Here is a 19,097-nt window from a genome sequence, read left to right on the forward strand (position 1 = left end):
TGCCGTTTTGGCCTTTTAATGCAGGATACCTCATGCGATTTACCATTGTGCAGAGCAAAACGGCAATGCCGCAAACGGCATTTGATTTCCATCCTCCGGGCGGAACCATTGGCCGCAGCGTCGACAACGATCTGGTATTGCCGGATGAAGATCGTGCTATTTCGCGCCTGCAGGCGCTGGTGCATATTACCGCCAGCGGCGATTGCCGCCTGACCAACCGTGGCAGTGTCACCTCAGTGGTACTGAATGGCAACTCGCTGGAGTGTGGCCGCCAGGTTGAATTGCAGCACGGTGATATTCTGGATATCGGCAGCTATCAGATTGAGGTCAGCGATCCGCATCGTCCTGCGGAAAACCGCGCCGGTACCCTCGACCCGCTCGCTCTGTTTGGCGAACACCACCCGCCGATCATTGACCCGCTGGGTATCCTGGCCCCGGAAGCGTCGCCAGCCGCCGGCGGCAGCGACCCTCTCCATGCGGAACCGTCGGCGGCGCGCAGCGTCAGGAACAGTGGCGCCCGGCTGGATATCGACCCGTTACCGCATGAAAGCAGCGAGCGCAATGGCGACGGCAATACCAGCAGTAATGAGAGACTGATTCGGGCGTTGCTGGAAGGCATGGGGCTGGACAGTAGCCACAACAGCAGCCTGTGCAGCGAAGAGGATATGCGCATGACCGGTCGCATGCTCAGCCTGTTCTCGCAGGGCACGGTGGCGCTGCTCTCTTCGCGCTCCATTCTGAAACGTGGGGTGAAAGCGGAAATGACCATGATCCTCAACGAAGCCAATAACCCGTTTAAGATCCTGCCATCAGGCAAAACCGTATTGATGCAGATGTACCAGAGTCAGATGCCAGGCTTTATGCAGCCGGAGCAGGCGGTACGCGATGCACTGGTGGATCTGCAGGCCCATCAGCTCGGGATGATTGCCGGTATCCGCGCGATTATTGCCGCCATGCTGCAGTCATTTAATCCGCAACGGCTGGAAGAGAGCGCCCGGCGTGATGGCATATTGCCAAAAATCAGTTTTACTACCTCGCGCAAAGCGGCGATGTGGGACTACTTTGTGCGCAACTACCAGAATACCTCTGGTGAAATTGAAGATGACTTCCATACCCTGTTTGGCGAGGCGTTTCTGCATGCATACGACGTCGAGGTGAACCAGTATAAAGATTCACAACTGAAAGCGGACGACGAATGAAAATAACTTTTGCCTCCACCTCGCAGATCGGCGGGCGTGACAGCAATCAGGATTTAACCGGCAGTCTGCCGGGTGATCATCGCGCCTGCTTTCTGGTGTGTGATGGAGTTGCCGGTTTACCAGGCGGTGATAAAGCCGCGCGGATCGTCTGCGACAGATTGCTCAATGAGCTGAACCAAGACCGCCGTTACTCGCCGCAAGAGACGCGGCTGGCAGTGGAGAAAAGTGCGCGTTCGGTGCGTGAAGCGCAACAGATAAATCCGAAATTCTCCCATATGAGCACCACGCTGGCGGCCCTGTTTATCGACCGTGACCAGCAACTGGCATGGTGGGCGCACGCCGGTGACAGCCGCATTTACCACTTCCGCCGCGGCTATATTTATCAGGTAACACGCGACCATAGTCTGGCGCAGCAGATGAAAGATGCCGGTTATGAAAATACCGGAATTAACAGTAATTTACTTTATAATGCGCTCGGTGCCGAAGTCGAACGTGATGCCAGTTATAGCGATGCGCTGGCGCTGGAAGATGGCGACGCCTTTTTAGTCTGTACCGATGGTTTCTGGCTTAACCTGACCTCTCAGGAGATGGAACAGGCGTTGCACATGGTTAACTCACCCGACGAGTGGCTGGCCCTGATGCAAATCGCGATAAATCGCAGCGCAAAAAGCGATAATTTAAGTGCCGTCGCCGTATGGGTTGGCTCACCACAGGAAACGACATTATTACAATCACTATCAGATTCGGCACGCTTTCTGCCGCCTCGCGATTAACACCAAGGAATGTTATGAAATACTGGTTGTCCGGCGTTATGACATTGTTGATGGCTTCTGCCGCCAGCGCGGAGGACTATCGGGTAGTCTATTCACCGAGCCTGGCGCTGGAAGTGTTTATCGACAACGTTGAAAGTAACGCGCCGCAGGACTGGTGCAAACAGACGCTACATCTGCGTATTGTCTCGGAACAGAGCAAAGAGTCGCAGGTGTTAGACAGTTTCCTGCCGCGCGTAGGCAACCTGCTGGCCAATCAGTGCGGTAAACTGGAAGAACTACCGTGGCAGATGACCAATAAACAGGGTTCCGTATTGGCCAGCGGTACCGCGGCCAAACTGCAAAGCTGGCGGCCGATTATCACCGCGGATGCTACCGCCACTGCCAATGCCAGCAATGCGGCCCCGCTCGATCTTTCTCGCCCGGCTGATAATCAGCCATTACAACACTTTGACCTGCCCGGCGGCTGCCACTTCCGTACCTGGTGGGATGAAAATGGCCAGTCGATGTTTATTCCTGACGATCGCGCAATGAGCTGTTCCACTGAGGGCTGGGTGGAGGGCGACAGTCAGATCACGCTTGCCAGCGATGGCGCTACCCGGGCGATAGCGGTCAACTTCTACCAGGGTTATCCATTACAGAATATGCATCCGGGTAAAAATGCGCTGGATGTGGTCGCGATTAATAACCAGCGCATGGTGGTCGCCACCAAAGAGGCGGCGGACAGCTGGCTGGTACTGCCATTTGACCCGCGTCTCCACGTCTGGTCGTTCAACGGCACGCTGCTGGTGAAGATGAAAAAGGATGAGGCCGCCGATGTTGCGACGGTGAAAGCGCGGGTTGATGCGGTGAAGAAAAGCTGGTCAGCCCAATATGACCCTAAGGTGAAACTGAATGTGCTGTTGATCGACGAATTACATGCCGATCTTGCCGATCCGGCGATTGGCGCATACCGGACCCTTAATTAATCGCAGGCCTTCAGCCGGCGGTAGTCAGGCCCGCCATACTTCAGGCTGCAGGTGCGTTGGTCGCCCCGCTGCCGTGTCACACAGTGTTTTGTGCGCGCGGCGACTGGCAGGCTTGCCGCCTTCCTGCAACTCGAATTATTTAGTGTATAGCTCGCAGAGAGTGTGAAATATGTCGGCAAATGAGAATCAAAAAACCGTGCCAAATGCATTACCTAACGGGCACCGTTTTAATGAATTCGAGATTAAAGAGGTTATCGGCGGCGGCGGATTCGGCATCGTCTATCGCGCCTGGGACCATTTACTGGAACGCACCATCGCCATTAAAGAGTACATGCCGATCTCTCTGGCGATGCGCAACGAGGATCTGAGCCTTGGCCTGCGCGGTGAGCGCTATCATAAAATGTTCCATGCCGGACTGAACAGCTTTATTCAGGAGGCACGCCTGCTGGCACGGTTTAATCACCCCGGCCTGCTTCACGTATTGCGTTTCTGGGAAGAGAACGGTACGGCCTATATGGGTACCCTCTACTACAGCGGTATGACGCTGAAAGAGTGGCAGCTGACCAGCCCGCAAATGATCGACGAGAACTGGATCCGTCAGCTGCTACCGCCACTGTTTGGCGCCATTAATACCATTCACCGCGCGGGCTATCTGCACCGTGATATCTCACTCGATAATATCCAGATTCAGGAAAATCAGCTGCCGGTACTACTGGATTTTGGTTCTGCGCGTAAAGAGATTGGTAATCTCTCTGATGAAACAGAGATTATGCTGAAACCAGGCTTTGCGCCGATCGAGCAATACAGCGAAGAGAGTGATAGCGAACAGGGGCCATGGACTGATATCTATGCCCTTGGCGCAGTATTACATACGCTGGTCAGCGGTAATCCGCCTCCGGCCAGTGTGGTGCGCTGTATCGAAGACAGTTACCAGCCGCTGGCCACCCTGCAGCCGGCAGGCTATTCGCTGCCGCTGCTGCATGCCATTGACCGTGCGCTGGCGATGAAGCCCCAGGATCGACCACAAAGCATTGACGAGCTTGCCGCACTGATTGACCTGCCGGTCAGCGAAGTACAGGAGCTGGTAAGCGCCATCAGCGTGCCGTCGTATGAGCAACAGATGGAAGCGGAGATGATTGAACCGGCAGATAGCGTGGTGCTGGCGGTCAATCCGGCGGCGGGCGCGGCAGAGAATGTGGCGGTGCCGGTACGTCGTCGTAAACTCTCCCCGGCCCTGCTGCTGCTGAGCGGCGCGGCGCTGGTGGCGGTTATCGCCCTGACGGTAATACTCAACCGTAGCGATAGTGACAGCGAGGTGGAACATGCCGCCTCCGTCAGCAATGTGCCAGTGAGGGCAGCGGCGACCTCCGCGGTCAGCGATAAGGTCGTCGCCAGCGCGCCGACCCTGGCCACGGTCTATCTGAAGCTGAAAAGCGGTGAGAACGTGCTGTTAAACGGTGAGGTGATGGATGTGAAACCAGGCAACAGCGGCTATGCCTCACTGAATCTGGCCGCCGGCGAATATAAAATTGAAGTTCAGCAGAAGGATCGCGTGCATTCGCAGACGCTGAAAATCGATCGCGCCGGAACATGGTTGATTAATCCGGGGTCGTGACGCGGCCGGGCCCCCCTGATGGCTCCCCGACCATCATCCCACGCAGCGGCGGTATTTATGCCGCCGGGTATGGGTGTAATGCCTGTAACTGACGCACCTGCTGCACCAGATCGGTCAGGCATTCATCATGCATGCCTCGCTTCAGCAGCTCCTGCTCCAGTGAGTACAGATACTGCGCATTGGTGCCCAGCGGCCCACTGGCACGGGCAATCAGCGGCGCGATGGTTTTTGCGCAGGAATCGGACTCATACAACGGATGGCGCGGGTCCATCACAAACACCAGCGCGCTGACCTTACGCCGATCTTCCAGCACCAGCTCACACCAGGTCGGCAGATAGCAGCCGGTGATCATTTCACGCTTCCACAGCAGCTCCAGCTCTTCATGCAGCTTATCTTCCGGCAGACGGAACGCCAGCCCGCGGGTGGTTCCACCCTGTTTCAGCGCCAGCATCCGTCCGGGCTGATGGTGGGTGCCGCGTCCGGCCGTCAGGCGCAGACAGAACGCACGATGCCAGCCCTGTAAGGTCCCGCTGGCAACTTCATCCGATTCAAACACCGGGTTCCACATCAGCGAGCCATAGCCAAAAATCCATACCGGACTATTATCAGGGCGACAGGCAAGGGCTGCCGCCAGTGACGCTGCCCGCTGTTCGCAGGTCCATAACAGCGACTCCTCGATGGTGCCAAAAGCAGTTTTACAATCAGCTTTTAATAAGAAATCCCGCGTTAACATATGAACCTCCCACGCCACAGCTCCACTTCCCTGTCACACACAACCACTTTTCCTTCAGTATTTAATTATTTGAGCAACTCTCGTTGCGCTTACCACTATGACCTTATTCATTTATCAGCCGCCAATCAAGTTTGAAGGCGATCACAAAAGAAAAAAAGTGTCATAAACTGCATCGGCAGGCTGGCGGTATTCTTGAGCACTATGTTGTCAGCGTAAGGCAAATTTTCTCCGGCACGCGCTAACGCGGGATTTCAGGGGGGAGTTATTTACGCTGCCACTTATCATCATCCCCTTTTGCATACTGATTTTTCACTGCAGACCAGGCGACCTTATGCGCCACTTCTTCGCGTGATTCATCACCCCGCCGCTGCTGTTTATCCTGGTACTGATCCCAGGCGCTGTTAAACGCCTCCTTATAGATCTCCTGGGCATGGGCAGGCAGCACGTTTTTTACGCTATCGGGTAACTCGGATTTACTCTGATAAGGCATGATTTTTCTCCTTTTCAACTGACTCCCTTTAAGCCTGGTTGATTATCACCAGAGTGCAAAGTCGTGGTTACGCCAGCATACCCACTAAACATCGATAAGCGCTTATTTATCACGATTATCCATTAAATTAAGCAGATAAAAACCAATGATAATTGAGGATATTGGTTTTATAACCCTATTAAAAATCATCATATATTTATCATATAACGCGGTTATCATAATTCTGCTACGTTTATTCACCCAATGGGTAAAATTACGTAAAAGTTGAATAATTATACAGCTAACTTGTTACACTGCCGCTGCGGGTAAAATACACTAACTGTAGTAAGGAGATGAATGCCTATGGGAGTGCATGAAGGCGCCAAAACGCGCCATAGCGAATATTCACTGATTTTTCCCGTTGCCGCTCTGAGTGTGCTGGCGATGTGGGGCTCATCCACCTCCTTTCCGGTTGTGATTGCGATTAACCTGCTGGCGCTGGTCGCCATTCTCAGCAGCGCCTTTAGCGTCGTGCGCCATGCCGATGTGCTGGCACACCGTTTGGGCGAACCCTATGGCTCACTGATTCTCAGCCTATCGGTGGTGATCCTCGAAGTCAGCCTGATCTCGGCATTAATGGCCACCGGCGATGCGGCACCGGCGCTGATGCGTGATACGCTCTACTCGATTATTATGATTGTCAGTACCGGGCTGGTTGGCTGTGCGCTGCTGCTGGGGGGCAATAAATTTGCCACCCAGTATCTGAATCTGGCGGGAGTAAAGCAGTATATGATCGCCATTTTCCCGCTGGCGATTCTGGTGCTGGTGTTTCCGAACGCGCTGCCTGGCGGCAACTTCACCACTGGCCAGGCCCTACTGGTCGCCGCGATTTCCGCCTCGATGTATGGCGTTTTTCTGCTGATTCAGACCAAAACCCACCAGAGTCTGTTTATTTACGAACATGAAGATGAAGGCGACGGTGATGACCCGCATCACGGTAAACCTTCGGCGCACAGCAGTCTGTGGCATACGCTATGGTTACTGATCCATCTGGTTGCGGTGATTATCGTAACCAAAATGAACGCCAATCCGCTGGAGTTCCTGTTAACTGAACTGAATGCGCCGGCCCAGTTTACCGGTTTCCTGGTGGCGTTACTGATTCTGTCGCCGGAAGGATTAGGCGCGATTCGGGCGGTGCTGGCGAATCAGGTACAGCGCGCGATGAATTTGTTTTTTGGCTCCGTGCTGGCCACCATCTCATTAACCGTACCGGCGGTGTCGATTATCGCTACCCTGACCCACCAGCAGCTGATTTTCGGTCTGGAACCGCCCCATATGGTGATGATGATTGCGACGCTGATCCTCTGCCATATTTCGTTTTCCACCGGCCGTACCAATGTCCTCAACGGGGCCGCGCATCTGGCGCTGTTTATCGGTTATCTGATGACGATTATGCTGTAGCATTCGGCAGCGCGCTGTTCAGGGCGGCATCACTGTCGCCCCTTCGGGGTAACGGGCTCCCAGGGGGTATTAATGCCGCCCTACGGGGCGCCGGTCTGATACTGCAGAATATGACCACCACCGGTCAGGGTTAAATTCCCCTGTTCCAGCGTCACCTGCGCGCCATTTGACAATGTGTCAGCGACCACATGATCCCACTGACTGAGCAGGGCATCACTGCAGATCATCCGCGTCGTCCCCATCTGCTTCACCGTCAGCACATTGCCCTGTAACTCACCCTGGCCAAAAAAGCGATTACACATTTTACCGCTAATACGTAAATCGCCGCTGAAGGCGATTTCCGCTGGCTGGCCCTGATGGCTGTGGGGCGCGACACCATCAACGCTCTGTAAAACAAAGCGCTGGTTTGCCAGCTGCTGCGCGTTAAGCGGCGTACTGGACGGCTGGCAACCACCGATCATCACGGCCAGCAACGCCAGCGAAAGAATTTTACTCATGGTACTGCTCCTTATTGTGGGACTCTCCATAACGACAGAATACGTTAACCAACCGCATAGCCAACCAGTGTACCCACGCCAGCCGATATTCCCATAGCCAGCGCACTCCAGAAAGTGACTCGCAACATGCCCGGCAACACGGCAGCACTTCCTGCTCTGGCTGCCACCGCACCCAAAATCGCCAGCGATAACAGCGTAGAGAGCGTCACCGCCGGCAGCGTATATTCTGGCACGGTGATTAACGCGACGACAAGCGGAAGCACCGCGCCGACAGCAAAACTTAACGCTGAAAACAACGCAGCCTGTAACGGGCGCGCACTACTGATTTCGGTTATACCGAGCTCATCGCGCGCATGCGCAGCGAGAGGATCATGAGCCATCAGTTTCTCTGCAACCTCCCGGGCAAGAGCAGGTTCCAGCCCCCGGCGCAGATAAATTGCGGTAAGTTCATCCGTTTCACCGGGGAAATCGGCATGCAACTCGGCCTGCTCCTCTGCCAGCGCCGCTTTCTCGCTATCCGACTGCGATGATACAGAAACATATTCACCGGTTGCCATCGACATCGCACCAGCAACCAGACCGGCGATACCTGCCAGCAAAATATTTTGCTGACTGTTGCTGGCTGATACCACCCCGAGCAACAGACTGGCAGTAGAGACAATACCGTCATTGGCGCCCAGTACAGCGGCTCTCAACCACCCCACTCGCGCGATACTGTGTTGCTCAATATGCATCCGCTGAGGCCCTTATGTCGGTTTCAGTTTAGTTTTGCCAGGTCATGCGCAATATCGCTGTGGCGGCCGCTGTCAGCGATTTCTCTGCCCGGCCGCGCCGGCGCTTTTAACGCTTTCTCGAGATAAATTTTGGCCAGCGCCTTATTACCCTGTTTAAGCTGAAAATCACCGTAAAAGTAATTGGGATCGATACCATCCGGATTGAGCGCCAGGGCTTTTTTCAGCATTTCATTGGCTTTGTCATTATCGCCAAAACCTATCGGCCAGCCTGGCACCTGATAGTAAAGCGCGCCAAGACTGGTCCATGCCGAACCTTGCAGCGCGTCCGGATCAATGGCAATCGCCTGCTCCAGGCTGCTACGCGCTGTTTTTACCAGACTCAGCGCCCCCAGTCCGCCTTTCGCTCCCGCCCAGCTGCTGTCGATGATCGCCGACCAGATCAGCAGGCTGGCATCTTTGGGATTCGCAGAGTCTGCCGCCGCATGCGCTTTTTCACTCAGCGAACTAAAACAGGCGATTTTTTGCGCATCCAGCGTGCGGTATTGACAAACAGACCAGCTTTGTTGCAGATCGCTTAAGGTGACCGCTGCCTGCGATACGGCAGGCAGCAGCAGAATGAATCCCGGAATTATCGCGTTAAGATGTCTCATTTTATCGTACCTGTTGTCGACTGGCGGGCAAACCGGTTTATCACGGCCATTTTCTTACTGAGTGCGCGATCAACAACCGATGGCACCAGAGCATTAATTTTCACAAACAGACGCTCGGCAAATCCGAGTCGCTTGCGTTTTTGCTGCCGTTCAAGGGAAATCACTATTTCACGGGCAACCTGTTCCGGTGAATCACTGCTGTTTCCCAGCGAATCATTCATCGCGGTTGCCATCTCGCTGTTAAACCCAGTGCGTGTGGCGCGCGGAGCAATATACAGAACAGATAGCCCGGAGCCTGGCTGTTCGCGCCCCAGAGCCTCAGAAAAACGATGTGCCACCGCTTTCGTCGCACTGTATACGCTGTAACCGGGATGCCCTATCTCACCCAACACCGAGCCAATATTGAGAATGATGCCGTTAGTATTGAACTGGCGACACAACGCGCTGGTTAGCAACAACGGCAACTCCACATTAGCGCGGATCTGATCGCGGATATCGCCGAAAGTCTGATCTTCAAATAGCGCGAAGCGGCTACAGCCGGCATTATTAATCAGAACATCCAGCCGGGAGTCCCCACTGAACATTGCGGCAATACTCAGAATTTCATCATCGCTGTAGCTGTTCATCGCCAGAACCCGATGACGGTCATGATGTGGCAGTTGCGCACAAAGTGCGGCAAGTGCTGATGCATTCCTTCCGGCCAGCCAGAGACAGGCACCTTTAGCTGCCAGTGCCTGCGCCAGTGCCTGACCAATTCCCCCGCTGGCGCCGGTCAGCAGGATATTTTTATTCTGCAGCTTCATAGACCGGCCCGCTTAACTGATTAAGCATCTCGCCATACAGTGAATAAACCCGTTGGGCGGTATGGATGATGGCCTGCTGATCGTCCGGATCAGTAACACGATCCATTAGTGAAGCAAAAAACTGCAGGTGTTCAACGTCCAGCGCACCATGTGAACGCAAATAGCTGGTGGCGCTGTCAGACAGGTTGAGCGTTTTCTGAATCGCTTCAGCCACCGGCGTAGCGATAATGACACTGGTGCCTTCCAGTACATGGACCATGCCAAAAATACTCATCGGGTTGACACGCTCAATCCGGTGATAGAGGTAGGCGATCATCAGTTCAATCGGCTGGCCCGGGAGGCCATTTTTCACCGCCTCAGCGTCACCGCCACAATGACGAATATCATTGAGTATCCATTCCTGATGGCCATACTCCTCGGCAATATATTCGGCAATCGCGCCTCTGACCGATTCGTGTGAAGCTGGCAAACGACTGCCAGCACACATTAATAGCGGTACCGTATGGCTGACGTGATGCCAGGCCTGGGTAAGAAAAGCGATATACATCGCGCGGGTGATATTTCCCTGACTGCAACGGGCAATAACCGGTGCAGAAAGCATTTGCTGGCGTACCGCCTGCGTCTGTTGCTGAAGTTGTTGATAAAAGGACATTATGCTTCCTCACTCTGACTGAGAATCTGTTCACGCATCATTTGCCAAATTACCCCACGGCGCGCACGGCCATTAGCGGTTAACGCTGCCGGAGAGGAGATCGCCGGGGTAAAGATCAGATGATGTAACCGCGCATAATCCGGCAGCGTTGCGGATAGCGCATTCAGCTGTTCACGCGCCGCTGGCTCCATTCCAGGCAGAGCATCGACCAGCGCCACATTTTTCGTCATACCTTCGCCAAAAATCACCACGCGGCGCACCGCCGGGCAGGTGATGGCTTCGGCCTCGATCCATTCCGGCGAGAAGTTACGACCAAATGCATTAATCTGTACATTGCTGCGTCGCCCGGTGATGTAAACAAAGCCCTCATCATCCATATGGGCGATATCGCCGGTTTTAACCGGCCCGGTTGCTGCCGGCGCATTCAGATAGCCGGCAGCGTTACCCGGGCTCTCTACCCACAACTCACCGTCGCCGTCGATAGTGACGCTGATCCCGGGCAATGGCTTACCGGCACTGCCGGTCCTGCTGTTACCCGGCAAATTCAGCGTAACGACGGAACCACATTCAGACAGACCATACCCTTCATAAACCGGCAGACCCTTTGCCGTCGCGTGGCTGAGCAGCGCGGGCGAGATTTTCCCGCCGCCGGCCGCCACCAGACGCAAAGACGCGGTGCTTGTGGGATAAGCAGAATGAATATGCAGCAGCAGGCGCAACAGCTCAGGTACCAGAACCAGGCTTTGTGGCTGCCACTTTGCCAGTACCTGCGCATAGATGGCAGGACTGAACTTGCTGGAACCTTCGAACCCGGTCCCGGCTGCAGACAGAATAACGGTTGCCGCACCAAGCGACAGCGGGACATAAATACCGCACAAATTTTCCAGTAAGGTGCACAGCGGCAGCGTCACCAGATGGCGCTGTAATGCCAGCGGCAGCATCAGCGTACCGAGGGTTTCAGTACTCCATGCCAGGTTTTTGCGGCTCAGGCAAACACCCCTCGGTTCACCGGTAGTGCCGGAGGTATAAGTCACTTTAGCGGTACCCGCCGGCAGAACGGGAAGATTGCCGCGCGGGCACCTTTGTAGCTGGCCGAAGGTAAAATCAGCCGGCGTCCAGCCAGTGCGCAATGCGCCACCAACGATTGCGTCGGCACCGCTGCTATCAAGCAGCCAGCGCTGCTGCCGATCGGAAAAAAATGCAGGTAGCGGAATACAGACAATACCGCTGCACAGGCAGGCAAGATCGATAATCGCCCATTCCGGACTATTATCCAGCGCCAGTGCCAACCGGTTGATCTTCATTGCGCTAAGTTGGGCCGCCGCATCACAAACCGCAGCGTGATATTCCCGCCAGCTCCAGCTACCCGTTTCACTGTGCAGTGCCGGTTGATCGGGGTATTGTTGCGCCCAGTGTTCAAGCTTTGTCAGAAACATGCTGTACTCCTGAAGTCGATATCCATGGCGCTGCCGGGATCTCACGGAAAAGGCTGAAGAGCAGGCTGTTACGGCTAAGCTCGCTCTGACCACCGGCCAGTTCACCGGCCATTAGCTGCGGCTGATACTGATAGTAACTTCCCCACTGATCTGCCATCTGCCCAAGACGTTCGGCACTGGCTTCCGCCAGCAGAACCGGTTTCAGACTGAGCCGGGCAAAGATATTGCGGATTTTCCGCGTGCCGGTGAACACGATGTGCGTAAAGTGGTAATGGTTAAGCAGCAGACAAACTGCGGCATACATTACGCGCGCGGCTCCTTCAGTCGCCGCAAAATTACCGATTTCGACAATACGTTCACGGCGCAGGCCGCTGGCGAAATGGTGATGCATCAGTTGTTCTACCGGCTGATCGATATAGTTCTCGAGAAATAACCGGCCTTCAGACGCCAGCCGGATACCACAGACCGCTTTAAGCTCCCCCTGAGAATCATGCATACTGAGTAACCATGGCATACATTCAGTCAGGCTGGCCTGGTAGGCTTGTTGGTAAATGTCGCGAATAAAATCAGTCGCTTCATTAATTACCAGCCCACCGACACTCCATTTCAGATTACAGGGCGACATTATATTCACGGCAATATCTCTCATCTTCACATTAGAAGATATCCACCTGCAGGTTGACTTAACCTTCAGCAGCGTTTTATTTACGCCTGGCTCTTACTGCCCCGCCGGTTGAGAATTAAATGAATAATTCCCATTGCGCCATGTGAATAAAAATAGATTTCAATAAACAGGGTAAGAAACTTATGCCACAGCAGAATGCTTTCAGCCAAAGGGCTTTGTAGGCTATTCAGCCAAAACCATGCGCCGCCGCAAGCAGCCACCACGAGCAGCGTAATGACGCCCATTCCCTGAACGCTGGCGGCGATGCCTCCGGCATGCGCTTCAGGAAGTTCGCAATCGAGAATCGTGTTGATATCCTGTCGGATGGCGCGAAAATCGAGGCATAACCATGAGTAATAGAAGCGAAAGCCACGCTGCGTTAGCATCCATGCCAGCATAAACAGACCGCAGAAAATCAGACTAAATCCCGAAATAATATGCACCCATGTAATAATACCGGTGAGGCTATGTTTCCCCAGCGCGTCGACTTCAGTCAGATTTGAATTTAAAATCTGCGCCAGGATTAATAGTGCGACCAAAATATGCAGGTATCGGAAAACCTTATGATCGGCATGCGGACCGAAATTCAATAGTTGTGATTTCATAGCGGGCGCCTTCTGTACGCCACCTCCCAACAATAGACTCCAGTATAAATGGCAATTGTTAACTGAACCTTAATTTTTGATTAACGACAGAGGAAACAATGTGAATTTTTTATTATAGCGGGTAGGCGAAAAGGAATTAAACAGATGAAAAATAAATATGATAATAATTACTATTTATCTTACCGGCTGTGATCAACGACGGTCAGCATCGCCCCAAAAAAAAGCCAGTCACCTTATATGACTGGCATTTAGCCCGCAGGCATTTCCCGATCGCCGCAGACGGCATTACTGCTGCTGCTGTCAGTTGCTGGTATCGAGTTCCGGGAAATTCTTCACCAGATCGTCAATCGCTTTAATCTGTTTCAGGAAGGGTTCCAGCTTATCCAGCGGCAGCGCGGATGGACCGTCGCACTTCGCATTCGCCGGATCCGGGTGCGCTTCAATAAACAGCCCCGCCAGACCTACCGCCATACCGGCACGCGCCAGTTCAGTTACCTGACCACGACGACCGCCGGAAGCGGAGCCAAACGGGTCACGACACTGCAGGGCATGGGTCACGTCGAAAATGACCGGGCTGCCGTTAGTGACTTGTTTCATCACGTTAAAGCCCAGCATATCGACGACGAGGTTGTCATAACCAAAGTTCGCACCGCGGTCACAGAGGATCACTTTATCGTTGCCGCCTTCCGCGAACTTCTCGACGATATTCCCCATCTGACCCGGGCTGACAAACTGGGGTTTCTTAACGTTAATTACCGCTCCGGTTTTCGCCATCGCTTCCACCAGGTCGGTCTGGCGCGCGAGGAAAGCCGGCAGCTGGATCACATCAACCACATCGGCCACCGGCTGCGTCTGGCTGGCTTCGTGGACGTCGGTGATCACTTTCACGCCAAACGCCTGCTTCAGCTCCTGGAAGATTTTCATCCCTTCTTCGAGGCCAGGGCCACGATAAGAACGAATTGATGAACGGTTTGCTTTATCAAAGGACGCTTTAAATACGTAAGGAATACCGAGTTTATCGGTGACGGTGACGTAATGTTCACAGATACGCATCGCCAGATCGCGCGATTCCAGAACATTCATGCCGCCAAACAGTACAAATGGCAGGTCGTTTGCAACTTTGATGTCACCGATATTAACTACTTTCTGAGTCATGCCTTCGCCTTTTTTTTCTTCAGGTCTGCCCGGGTTTAGTGAAGCGTAACCTGCTTATGCTCAATCGAATGAATTTGTACTTTAATCATTTCGCTGACCGGATCTTCCGGGCACTGCTCAACGAAATAGGTCAGGTCGGTTAGCGCAATATGTTCGCACTCCAGCTGGGCGTAGATCAACCCGCGGTCACGAATTTCATACGGGTCGTGCGGATCGATCTGCAGCAGCACATTACTGACGTTCAACGCCATCTCCATGCGCTTCTCTTCCATCAGCGCCGACTTCAGCGTGTCCAGCATTTTGCGGATCACCGTGGTGGATTCGGCCTCTTCCAGATCGTCTTCATACAGCTCCGCCGTCGGACTGATATTGCCCTTCAGCCACACTTCCAGCGTATGTTCGTCAAGAGTTTCGCCATTAAACGGATTGATAAGCCACATTTCGCCATCAAGCCAGTCGGCGCGCAGGATCAGCTGCGTCGGGAAAATCACCGGCATCAGCGGCAGGTCCAGCTCTGCGGCAATATGCAGCAGGATAACGCCCAGTGATACCGCCGTGCCCTGGCGGCTTTTCAGTACATTGTCCAGCCACAGCGCGTCTGACAGCTTATAGATACCGCTGGCGCCGCCAAATCCCCACTGCTTATAAAACAGCTCCAGCAGTTTTTCCAGCTTCAGATCCTGCTCGGTTTCAGCAGCGACATATTGTTGTGCTTCCGCGACCAGCGCGCGAAGCTGAGTTCCTACATCTTCTGATGGAAAATCGTCGCGGATCTCACGCGATGCCGCAATCACCGCCTCACAAAGCGGTGACTGTGAAAAATCAAACTTCGCAACTGACGTCATACAATCCCCAACAGTGGCATTTTACTTATGGCCAGCTTGATGATCAGCCCGATCACCACTAACGCCACCAGGAAGGCAATCCAGCGCACTTTGTCGGCGCGCGGGCGGCGTCCCAGGACGATAATGCCGAGCACGATATAGATAATAACGCCAAACAGCTTCTCAGTCAGCCAGCTACCTTGCGGTGAAAACGGATAAAAATGGGTAATGCTTACTAACAGAATACCGGAAACAAACAGTAAGGTATCGTTCAGATGTGGAACAATGCGCACCCAGCGGCGTTGCAGCATCGCGGAACCCGCCTGTTGCCAGTAAAAACGCAGGATAAACATCACGATAGTAATGACAACCGTCAGCAGATGAAAATGTTTTATTGTGGCGTAGTATGCGACCATAGAAGTTCCTTATTCCGATATTTTCCCGCCGGTGACCCGATCGTTGCCGCCGTAATCCTGACAGGTTTCCACCTGCAGAAAATTGTGATAGCGCAAGATCTCACGCACCGCGCCAGCCTGCTGCCAGCCATGCTCAAACAATAACCCGCCCGCCGGCAACAAAAATTGCCGCGCGGCGGCGGTAATGCGTTTAATATCCGCCAGCCCCTGGTCGTCAGCCACCAGCGCACTCAGTGGCTCAAACCGCACATCCCCCTGCAACAGATGCCGATCGGCAGCATCAATATAGGGTGGATTACTGACGATCAGATCGAAAAATTGCTTTTCCAGCGCTGAGAACCAGTCGCTCAGCACAAAGTGTACATTGCCGATCTGCAGTTTATCGGCATTATGCTGCGCCAGTGCGACCGCTTCAGCAATCCGGTCAACACCGACCACCTGACAATCGGGACGTTCACTGGCCAGCGCCAGCGCCACGGCGCCGCTGCCGGTGCCGAGATCGAGGATACGCGCCGGAGATGACGGCAGACGCGCCAGCGCCTGCTCGACAAGGATCTCGGTATCGGGACGGGGAATCAGCGTCGCCGCAGAGACCGTTAGCGGCAGCGACCAGAATTCGCGCTCTCCGGTCAGATGGGCGACCGGTTCGCCACGGGCGCGGCGCGCAATCAGGGCATCAAGTTGCGCCAGCTGCGACGCCGTCAGCAACGTCTCATCAAAAGCGATCAGCCAGCTACGCGACTTGCCGGTCACAAAGCCCAGCAAGATCTCCGCATCGCGCTTTGGACTGTCGCCACCGCACAAGGTGGCGGTGGCCGCTTTCAGCCAGCTGCGGATATCCATTAATCCTGCTCGGACAACGCGGCCAGCTGGTCAGCCTGATATTCCTGCACAATCGGCTCAATCAGCGAATCCAGTTTGCCTTCCATCACTTCATCCAGACGGTAGATGGTCAGGTTGATACGATGGTCCGTAACGCGCCCCTGCGGGAAGTTATAGGTACGGTTGCGATCCGAGCGGTCGCCACTTCCCAGCAGATTACGCCGCGTCGAAGCCTCGGCAGCGTGTCGCCTGGCGATTTCGGCGGCGCGAATACGCGAGCCGAGCACCGCCAGCGCTTTAGCTTTGTTTTTATGCTGTGAACGCTCATCCTGACACTCGACCACAATACCGGTTGGCAGGTGGGTAATGCGGATCGCCGAGTCGGTGGTGTTAACGTGCTGACCGCCCGCGCCCGAAGAACGGAAGGTATCAATACGCAGATCGGACGGGTTAATATCCGGCAGCTCGGCTTCCGGCAGCTCCGGCATCACCGCCACGGTACAGGCTGAGGTGTGAATACGTCCTTGTGATTCGGTTTCCGGCACCCGTTGCACACGGTGTCCACCCGATTCAAACTTCAGACGGCCATAGGCGCCCTCGCCGATCACTTTGGCAATCACCTCTTTATAGCCGCCGTGCTCGCCATCGTTGGCGCTCATCACTTCCACCCGCCAGCGGCGCGCTTCGGCATAGCGGCTGTACATACGGAATAGATCGCCGGCAAAGATCGCCGCTTCGTCGCCGCCGGTTCCGGCGCGCACTTCCACATAGCAGTTACGCTCATCATCGGGATCTTTCGGCAGCAGCAGCACCTGCAGCTGTTGTTCCAGCTGTTCGCTGCGCTCGCGTGCGGCGTTTAACTCTTCCTGCGCCATATCGCGCATTTCCGGGTCGGCGATCAGCATTTCCGCCGTTTCAATATCTTCCTGCACCTGCTGCCACTGACGAAAACACTGGCTGACGTCGGTAAGCTGGGCATATTCGCGGGAAAGCGCGCGAAAGCGATCCTGATCGGCGATAACGCCCGCGTCACCGAGCATCGCCTCCACTTCTTCGTGGCGCTCCTGCAAGGCTTCCAGTTTGGCAACAATAGAAGTCTTCATGTGGTGTTATTTACCTTGTATATGGAATTCGATAAGTCAGGCCGGGTCGCAAAATCTGTCGTGACGCAGCTAGTCCAGCCCGAGGCTGTCACGCAGAATCTGCAGACGTTCGTCATCGCCATCGCGAGCGGCCTGCTGGAGGGATTTGGTAGGGGCATGAATCAGGCGGTTGGTCAGTTTATGGGCGAGGTCACGCAGAATCTCCTGCGCATCGCCGCCCTGCTGCAGCGCCGCCAGCGCACGTGCTTCAAGATCTGCACGGATCTGATCGGCCTGCGAACGGTAATCACGAATGGTCTCCACCGCGCTTTGCGCCCGCAGCCAGGCCATAAATTCACCGCTCTCCTGCAGCACGATACTTTCAGCCTGAATGGCGGCCGCTTTGCGCTGCGCCATATTTTTTTCGATGATCTGCTGCAGATCATCCACGCTGTATAAATAAGCATTCGCCAGTTTGCCGACTTCCGGCTCCACATCGCGCGGAACCGCGATATCCACCAGCAGCATCGGCTGGTTGCGTCGTGCTTTTAACGCGCGTTCCACCATACCCTTACCAATAATCGGTAACGGACTGGCGGTGGAACTGATGATGATATCGGCTTCGGCCAGGCGGACATCAATATCCGCCAGATTGATCACTTCGGCGCCCACTTCATCCGCCAGCAACTGGGCGCGTTCACGCGTACGGTTGGCAATCATCAGTTTCCTGACGTTATGCTCGCGCAGATGACGCGCCACCAGTTCGATGGTTTCACCAGCGCCGACCAGCAGCACATTGACTGTCGACAGCGATTCAAAGATCTGACGCGCCAGCGTACAGGCGGCAAACGCGACGGACACCGCGCTGGCGCCAATATCGGTTTCCGTACGCACCCGTTTCGCGACGGAGAAGGTTTTCTGGAACATGCGCTCCAGTTCGCTGGAAAGCGAATTGCCGCGCTGAGAATCAGCAAAGGCTTTTTTTACCTGACCGAGGATCTGCGGTTCGCCCAGCACCAGTGAATCAAGACCGCTGGCGACGCGCATCAGATGGCTTACCGCTGCGTTATCATGATGCCAGTAGAGGCTTTTACGCACCTCATCGGCACTCAGCTGATGATAGTCACAAAGCCAGCGCACCAGCTGCTCCTGCAGATTCTCTTGTTGTTCGACGCTGAGGTAAAGCTCGGTGCGGTTACAGGTAGACAACACCACGCCGCCCTGCACAAGTGGCTGCGCCAGCAGGCTGTTAAGCGCCTGTTCCAGCGTGTCCGGCGAAAAAGCGACTTTTTCACGCAGCGCAACAGGTGCCGTTTTGTGGTTAATTCCGAGGGCCAGCAGGGTCATGGTGAATTAGGTCTGGTTATCACACTGATATTGTGGTTTTGTGAGGCGCATTCTACAAGATGAGCGAGATCAATAAAAGCCATACAGAGCATATGCCTGTAATAGGTTGTGTCTTGATCCAGCCAATTGCAGTTAAATAAGACAATTTGAGCATTGACGGCTTAGACGCGGATGGTTAGCGTTAGCGGTTACTTT

At 54.6% G+C, this 19,097-nt stretch carries 21 protein-coding genes; 5 read left to right on the forward strand and 16 right to left on the reverse strand.

Annotated elements, in window-relative coordinates:
• Nucleotides 1-32: 32 nt before the first annotated feature.
• The 4 genes from tagH (at nucleotide 33) to JWF83_RS15145 (ending at nucleotide 4,552) form a co-directional block, all read left to right on the forward strand.
• Nucleotides 33-1,199 (forward strand): type VI secretion system-associated FHA domain protein TagH, encoded by a 1,167-nt coding sequence (gene tagH, locus JWF83_RS15130; RefSeq protein ID WP_413651155.1) that lies wholly within the window; start codon nucleotides 33-35, stop codon nucleotides 1,197-1,199.
• Complete coding sequence (locus tag JWF83_RS15135) at nucleotides 1,196-1,972, forward strand: PP2C family protein-serine/threonine phosphatase (protein WP_413651157.1); 777 nt, start codon at nucleotides 1,196-1,198, stop codon at nucleotides 1,970-1,972. The genes tagH and JWF83_RS15135 overlap by 4 nt, the downstream gene beginning before the upstream one ends.
• A 14-nt stretch (nucleotides 1,973-1,986) precedes the next feature.
• Nucleotides 1,987-2,937 carry a hypothetical protein gene (locus JWF83_RS15140; protein WP_413651158.1) on the forward strand — a complete coding sequence of 317 codons (951 nt, stop codon included), beginning with the start codon at nucleotides 1,987-1,989 and terminating at the stop codon, nucleotides 2,935-2,937.
• 169 nt (nucleotides 2,938-3,106) lie between these two features.
• A complete protein-coding gene (locus JWF83_RS15145; protein WP_413651159.1) occupies nucleotides 3,107-4,552 on the forward strand; it encodes a serine/threonine protein kinase in 1,446 nt (481 codons plus the stop codon).
• A 55-nt stretch (nucleotides 4,553-4,607) separates the two neighbouring features.
• Here the strand turns inward: JWF83_RS15145 and JWF83_RS15150 are convergent, their stop codons facing one another.
• Both JWF83_RS15150 and chaB read right to left on the reverse strand, forming a co-directional pair.
• Entirely contained in the window at nucleotides 4,608-5,285 is a 678-nt protein-coding gene (locus JWF83_RS15150) for a gamma-glutamylcyclotransferase (protein ID WP_413651161.1), read from the reverse strand.
• Between the two features lie 262 nt (nucleotides 5,286-5,547).
• Nucleotides 5,548-5,775, reverse strand: a complete 228-nt coding sequence (gene chaB / locus JWF83_RS15155) for a putative cation transport regulator ChaB (RefSeq protein ID WP_413651163.1) — start codon at nucleotides 5,773-5,775, stop codon at nucleotides 5,548-5,550.
• A gap of 342 nt (nucleotides 5,776-6,117) precedes the next feature.
• Between chaB and chaA the strand changes: the two genes are divergently transcribed.
• On the forward strand, nucleotides 6,118-7,215 hold the full coding sequence (gene chaA, locus JWF83_RS15160) for a sodium-potassium/proton antiporter ChaA (RefSeq protein WP_413651165.1): 1,098 nt from the start codon (nucleotides 6,118-6,120) through the stop codon (nucleotides 7,213-7,215).
• A gap of 80 nt (nucleotides 7,216-7,295) precedes the next feature.
• On the opposite strand, the gene JWF83_RS15165 is transcribed toward chaA, so the two are convergent.
• The 14 genes from JWF83_RS15165 to hemA form a co-directional block, all read right to left on the reverse strand.
• Nucleotides 7,296-7,712, reverse strand: a complete 417-nt coding sequence (locus JWF83_RS15165) for an META domain-containing protein (RefSeq protein ID WP_413651166.1) — start codon at nucleotides 7,710-7,712, stop codon at nucleotides 7,296-7,298.
• 44 nt (nucleotides 7,713-7,756) lie between these two features.
• Nucleotides 7,757-8,446 (reverse strand): VIT family protein, encoded by a 690-nt coding sequence (locus JWF83_RS15170; protein WP_413651167.1) that lies wholly within the window; start codon nucleotides 8,444-8,446, stop codon nucleotides 7,757-7,759.
• A 23-nt stretch (nucleotides 8,447-8,469) separates the two neighbouring features.
• Complete coding sequence (locus tag JWF83_RS15175) at nucleotides 8,470-9,096, reverse strand: tetratricopeptide repeat protein (protein WP_413651169.1); 627 nt, start codon at nucleotides 9,094-9,096, stop codon at nucleotides 8,470-8,472.
• A complete protein-coding gene (locus tag JWF83_RS15180) occupies nucleotides 9,093-9,899 on the reverse strand; it encodes an SDR family oxidoreductase (protein WP_413651170.1) in 807 nt (268 codons plus the stop codon). Before JWF83_RS15180 ends, JWF83_RS15175 begins: the two co-directional genes overlap by 4 nt.
• Nucleotides 9,883-10,551 carry a TenA family transcriptional regulator gene (locus tag JWF83_RS15185; protein ID WP_413651172.1) on the reverse strand — a complete coding sequence of 223 codons (669 nt, stop codon included), beginning with the start codon at nucleotides 10,549-10,551 and terminating at the stop codon, nucleotides 9,883-9,885. The genes JWF83_RS15180 and JWF83_RS15185 overlap by 17 nt, the downstream gene beginning before the upstream one ends.
• Nucleotides 10,551-11,987 carry an AMP-binding protein gene (locus JWF83_RS15190; RefSeq protein ID WP_413651173.1) on the reverse strand — a complete coding sequence of 479 codons (1,437 nt, stop codon included), beginning with the start codon at nucleotides 11,985-11,987 and terminating at the stop codon, nucleotides 10,551-10,553. The genes JWF83_RS15185 and JWF83_RS15190 overlap by 1 nt, the downstream gene beginning before the upstream one ends.
• Nucleotides 11,968-12,612 (reverse strand): thermostable hemolysin, encoded by a 645-nt coding sequence (locus JWF83_RS15195; protein ID WP_413651174.1) that lies wholly within the window; start codon nucleotides 12,610-12,612, stop codon nucleotides 11,968-11,970. Before JWF83_RS15195 ends, JWF83_RS15190 begins: the two co-directional genes overlap by 20 nt.
• 80 nt (nucleotides 12,613-12,692) lie before the next feature.
• Complete coding sequence (locus tag JWF83_RS15200) at nucleotides 12,693-13,256, reverse strand: cytochrome b/b6 domain-containing protein (RefSeq protein WP_413651175.1); 564 nt, start codon at nucleotides 13,254-13,256, stop codon at nucleotides 12,693-12,695.
• 300 nt (nucleotides 13,257-13,556) lie between these two features.
• A complete protein-coding gene (kdsA, locus tag JWF83_RS15205; protein ID WP_413651176.1) occupies nucleotides 13,557-14,411 on the reverse strand; it encodes a 3-deoxy-8-phosphooctulonate synthase in 855 nt (284 codons plus the stop codon).
• A gap of 35 nt (nucleotides 14,412-14,446) precedes the next feature.
• Nucleotides 14,447-15,256, reverse strand: coding sequence for an invasion regulator SirB1 (gene sirB1 / locus JWF83_RS15210; RefSeq protein WP_413651178.1), 810 nt, complete (start codon nucleotides 15,254-15,256; stop codon nucleotides 14,447-14,449).
• Nucleotides 15,253-15,651 (reverse strand): SirB2 family protein, encoded by a 399-nt coding sequence (locus JWF83_RS15215; protein ID WP_413651179.1) that lies wholly within the window; start codon nucleotides 15,649-15,651, stop codon nucleotides 15,253-15,255. Before JWF83_RS15215 ends, sirB1 begins: the two co-directional genes overlap by 4 nt.
• A gap of 9 nt (nucleotides 15,652-15,660) precedes the next feature.
• Nucleotides 15,661-16,494, reverse strand: a complete 834-nt coding sequence (gene prmC / locus JWF83_RS15220) for a peptide chain release factor N(5)-glutamine methyltransferase (RefSeq protein ID WP_413651180.1) — start codon at nucleotides 16,492-16,494, stop codon at nucleotides 15,661-15,663.
• Nucleotides 16,494-17,576 (reverse strand): peptide chain release factor 1, encoded by a 1,083-nt coding sequence (prfA, locus tag JWF83_RS15225; RefSeq protein ID WP_413651182.1) that lies wholly within the window; start codon nucleotides 17,574-17,576, stop codon nucleotides 16,494-16,496. The genes prmC and prfA overlap by 1 nt, the downstream gene beginning before the upstream one ends.
• A 69-nt stretch (nucleotides 17,577-17,645) precedes the next feature.
• Nucleotides 17,646-18,902, reverse strand: coding sequence for a glutamyl-tRNA reductase (hemA, locus tag JWF83_RS15230; protein WP_413651183.1), 1,257 nt, complete (start codon nucleotides 18,900-18,902; stop codon nucleotides 17,646-17,648).
• Nucleotides 18,903-19,097 lie beyond the last annotated feature (195 nt).

Source organism: Pantoea sp. B65, from assembly GCF_047308185.1.
Classification (GTDB): domain Bacteria; phylum Pseudomonadota; class Gammaproteobacteria; order Enterobacterales; family Enterobacteriaceae; genus Erwinia.

What these genes read in the sequence shown, in the direction of transcription:
- tagH (WP_413651155.1), top strand. Translation starts at nt 33, where the DNA reads ATGCGATTTACCATTGTGCAGAGCAAAACGGCAATGCCGCAAACGGCA.
- JWF83_RS15135 (WP_413651157.1), top strand. Translation starts at nt 1,196, where the DNA reads ATGAAAATAACTTTTGCCTCCACCTCGCAGATCGGCGGGCGTGACAGC.
- JWF83_RS15140 (WP_413651158.1), top strand. Translation starts at nt 1,987, where the DNA reads ATGAAATACTGGTTGTCCGGCGTTATGACATTGTTGATGGCTTCTGCC.
- JWF83_RS15145 (WP_413651159.1), top strand. Translation starts at nt 3,107, where the DNA reads ATGTCGGCAAATGAGAATCAAAAAACCGTGCCAAATGCATTACCTAAC.
- JWF83_RS15150 (WP_413651161.1), bottom strand. Translation starts at nt 5,285, where the DNA reads ATGTTAACGCGGGATTTCTTATTAAAAGCTGATTGTAAAACTGCTTTT.
- chaB (WP_413651163.1), bottom strand. Translation starts at nt 5,775, where the DNA reads ATGCCTTATCAGAGTAAATCCGAGTTACCCGATAGCGTAAAAAACGTG.
- chaA (WP_413651165.1), top strand. Translation starts at nt 6,118, where the DNA reads ATGGGAGTGCATGAAGGCGCCAAAACGCGCCATAGCGAATATTCACTG.
- JWF83_RS15165 (WP_413651166.1), bottom strand. Translation starts at nt 7,712, where the DNA reads ATGAGTAAAATTCTTTCGCTGGCGTTGCTGGCCGTGATGATCGGTGGT.
- JWF83_RS15170 (WP_413651167.1), bottom strand. Translation starts at nt 8,446, where the DNA reads ATGCATATTGAGCAACACAGTATCGCGCGAGTGGGGTGGTTGAGAGCC.
- JWF83_RS15175 (WP_413651169.1), bottom strand. Translation starts at nt 9,096, where the DNA reads ATGAGACATCTTAACGCGATAATTCCGGGATTCATTCTGCTGCTGCCT.
- JWF83_RS15180 (WP_413651170.1), bottom strand. Translation starts at nt 9,899, where the DNA reads ATGAAGCTGCAGAATAAAAATATCCTGCTGACCGGCGCCAGCGGGGGA.
- JWF83_RS15185 (WP_413651172.1), bottom strand. Translation starts at nt 10,551, where the DNA reads ATGTCCTTTTATCAACAACTTCAGCAACAGACGCAGGCGGTACGCCAG.
- JWF83_RS15190 (WP_413651173.1), bottom strand. Translation starts at nt 11,987, where the DNA reads ATGTTTCTGACAAAGCTTGAACACTGGGCGCAACAATACCCCGATCAA.
- JWF83_RS15195 (WP_413651174.1), bottom strand. Translation starts at nt 12,612, where the DNA reads ATGTCGCCCTGTAATCTGAAATGGAGTGTCGGTGGGCTGGTAATTAAT.
- JWF83_RS15200 (WP_413651175.1), bottom strand. Translation starts at nt 13,256, where the DNA reads ATGAAATCACAACTATTGAATTTCGGTCCGCATGCCGATCATAAGGTT.
- kdsA (WP_413651176.1), bottom strand. Translation starts at nt 14,411, where the DNA reads ATGACTCAGAAAGTAGTTAATATCGGTGACATCAAAGTTGCAAACGAC.
- sirB1 (WP_413651178.1), bottom strand. Translation starts at nt 15,256, where the DNA reads ATGACGTCAGTTGCGAAGTTTGATTTTTCACAGTCACCGCTTTGTGAG.
- JWF83_RS15215 (WP_413651179.1), bottom strand. Translation starts at nt 15,651, where the DNA reads ATGGTCGCATACTACGCCACAATAAAACATTTTCATCTGCTGACGGTT.
- prmC (WP_413651180.1), bottom strand. Translation starts at nt 16,494, where the DNA reads ATGGATATCCGCAGCTGGCTGAAAGCGGCCACCGCCACCTTGTGCGGT.
- prfA (WP_413651182.1), bottom strand. Translation starts at nt 17,576, where the DNA reads ATGAAGACTTCTATTGTTGCCAAACTGGAAGCCTTGCAGGAGCGCCAC.
- hemA (WP_413651183.1), bottom strand. Translation starts at nt 18,902, where the DNA reads ATGACCCTGCTGGCCCTCGGAATTAACCACAAAACGGCACCTGTTGCG.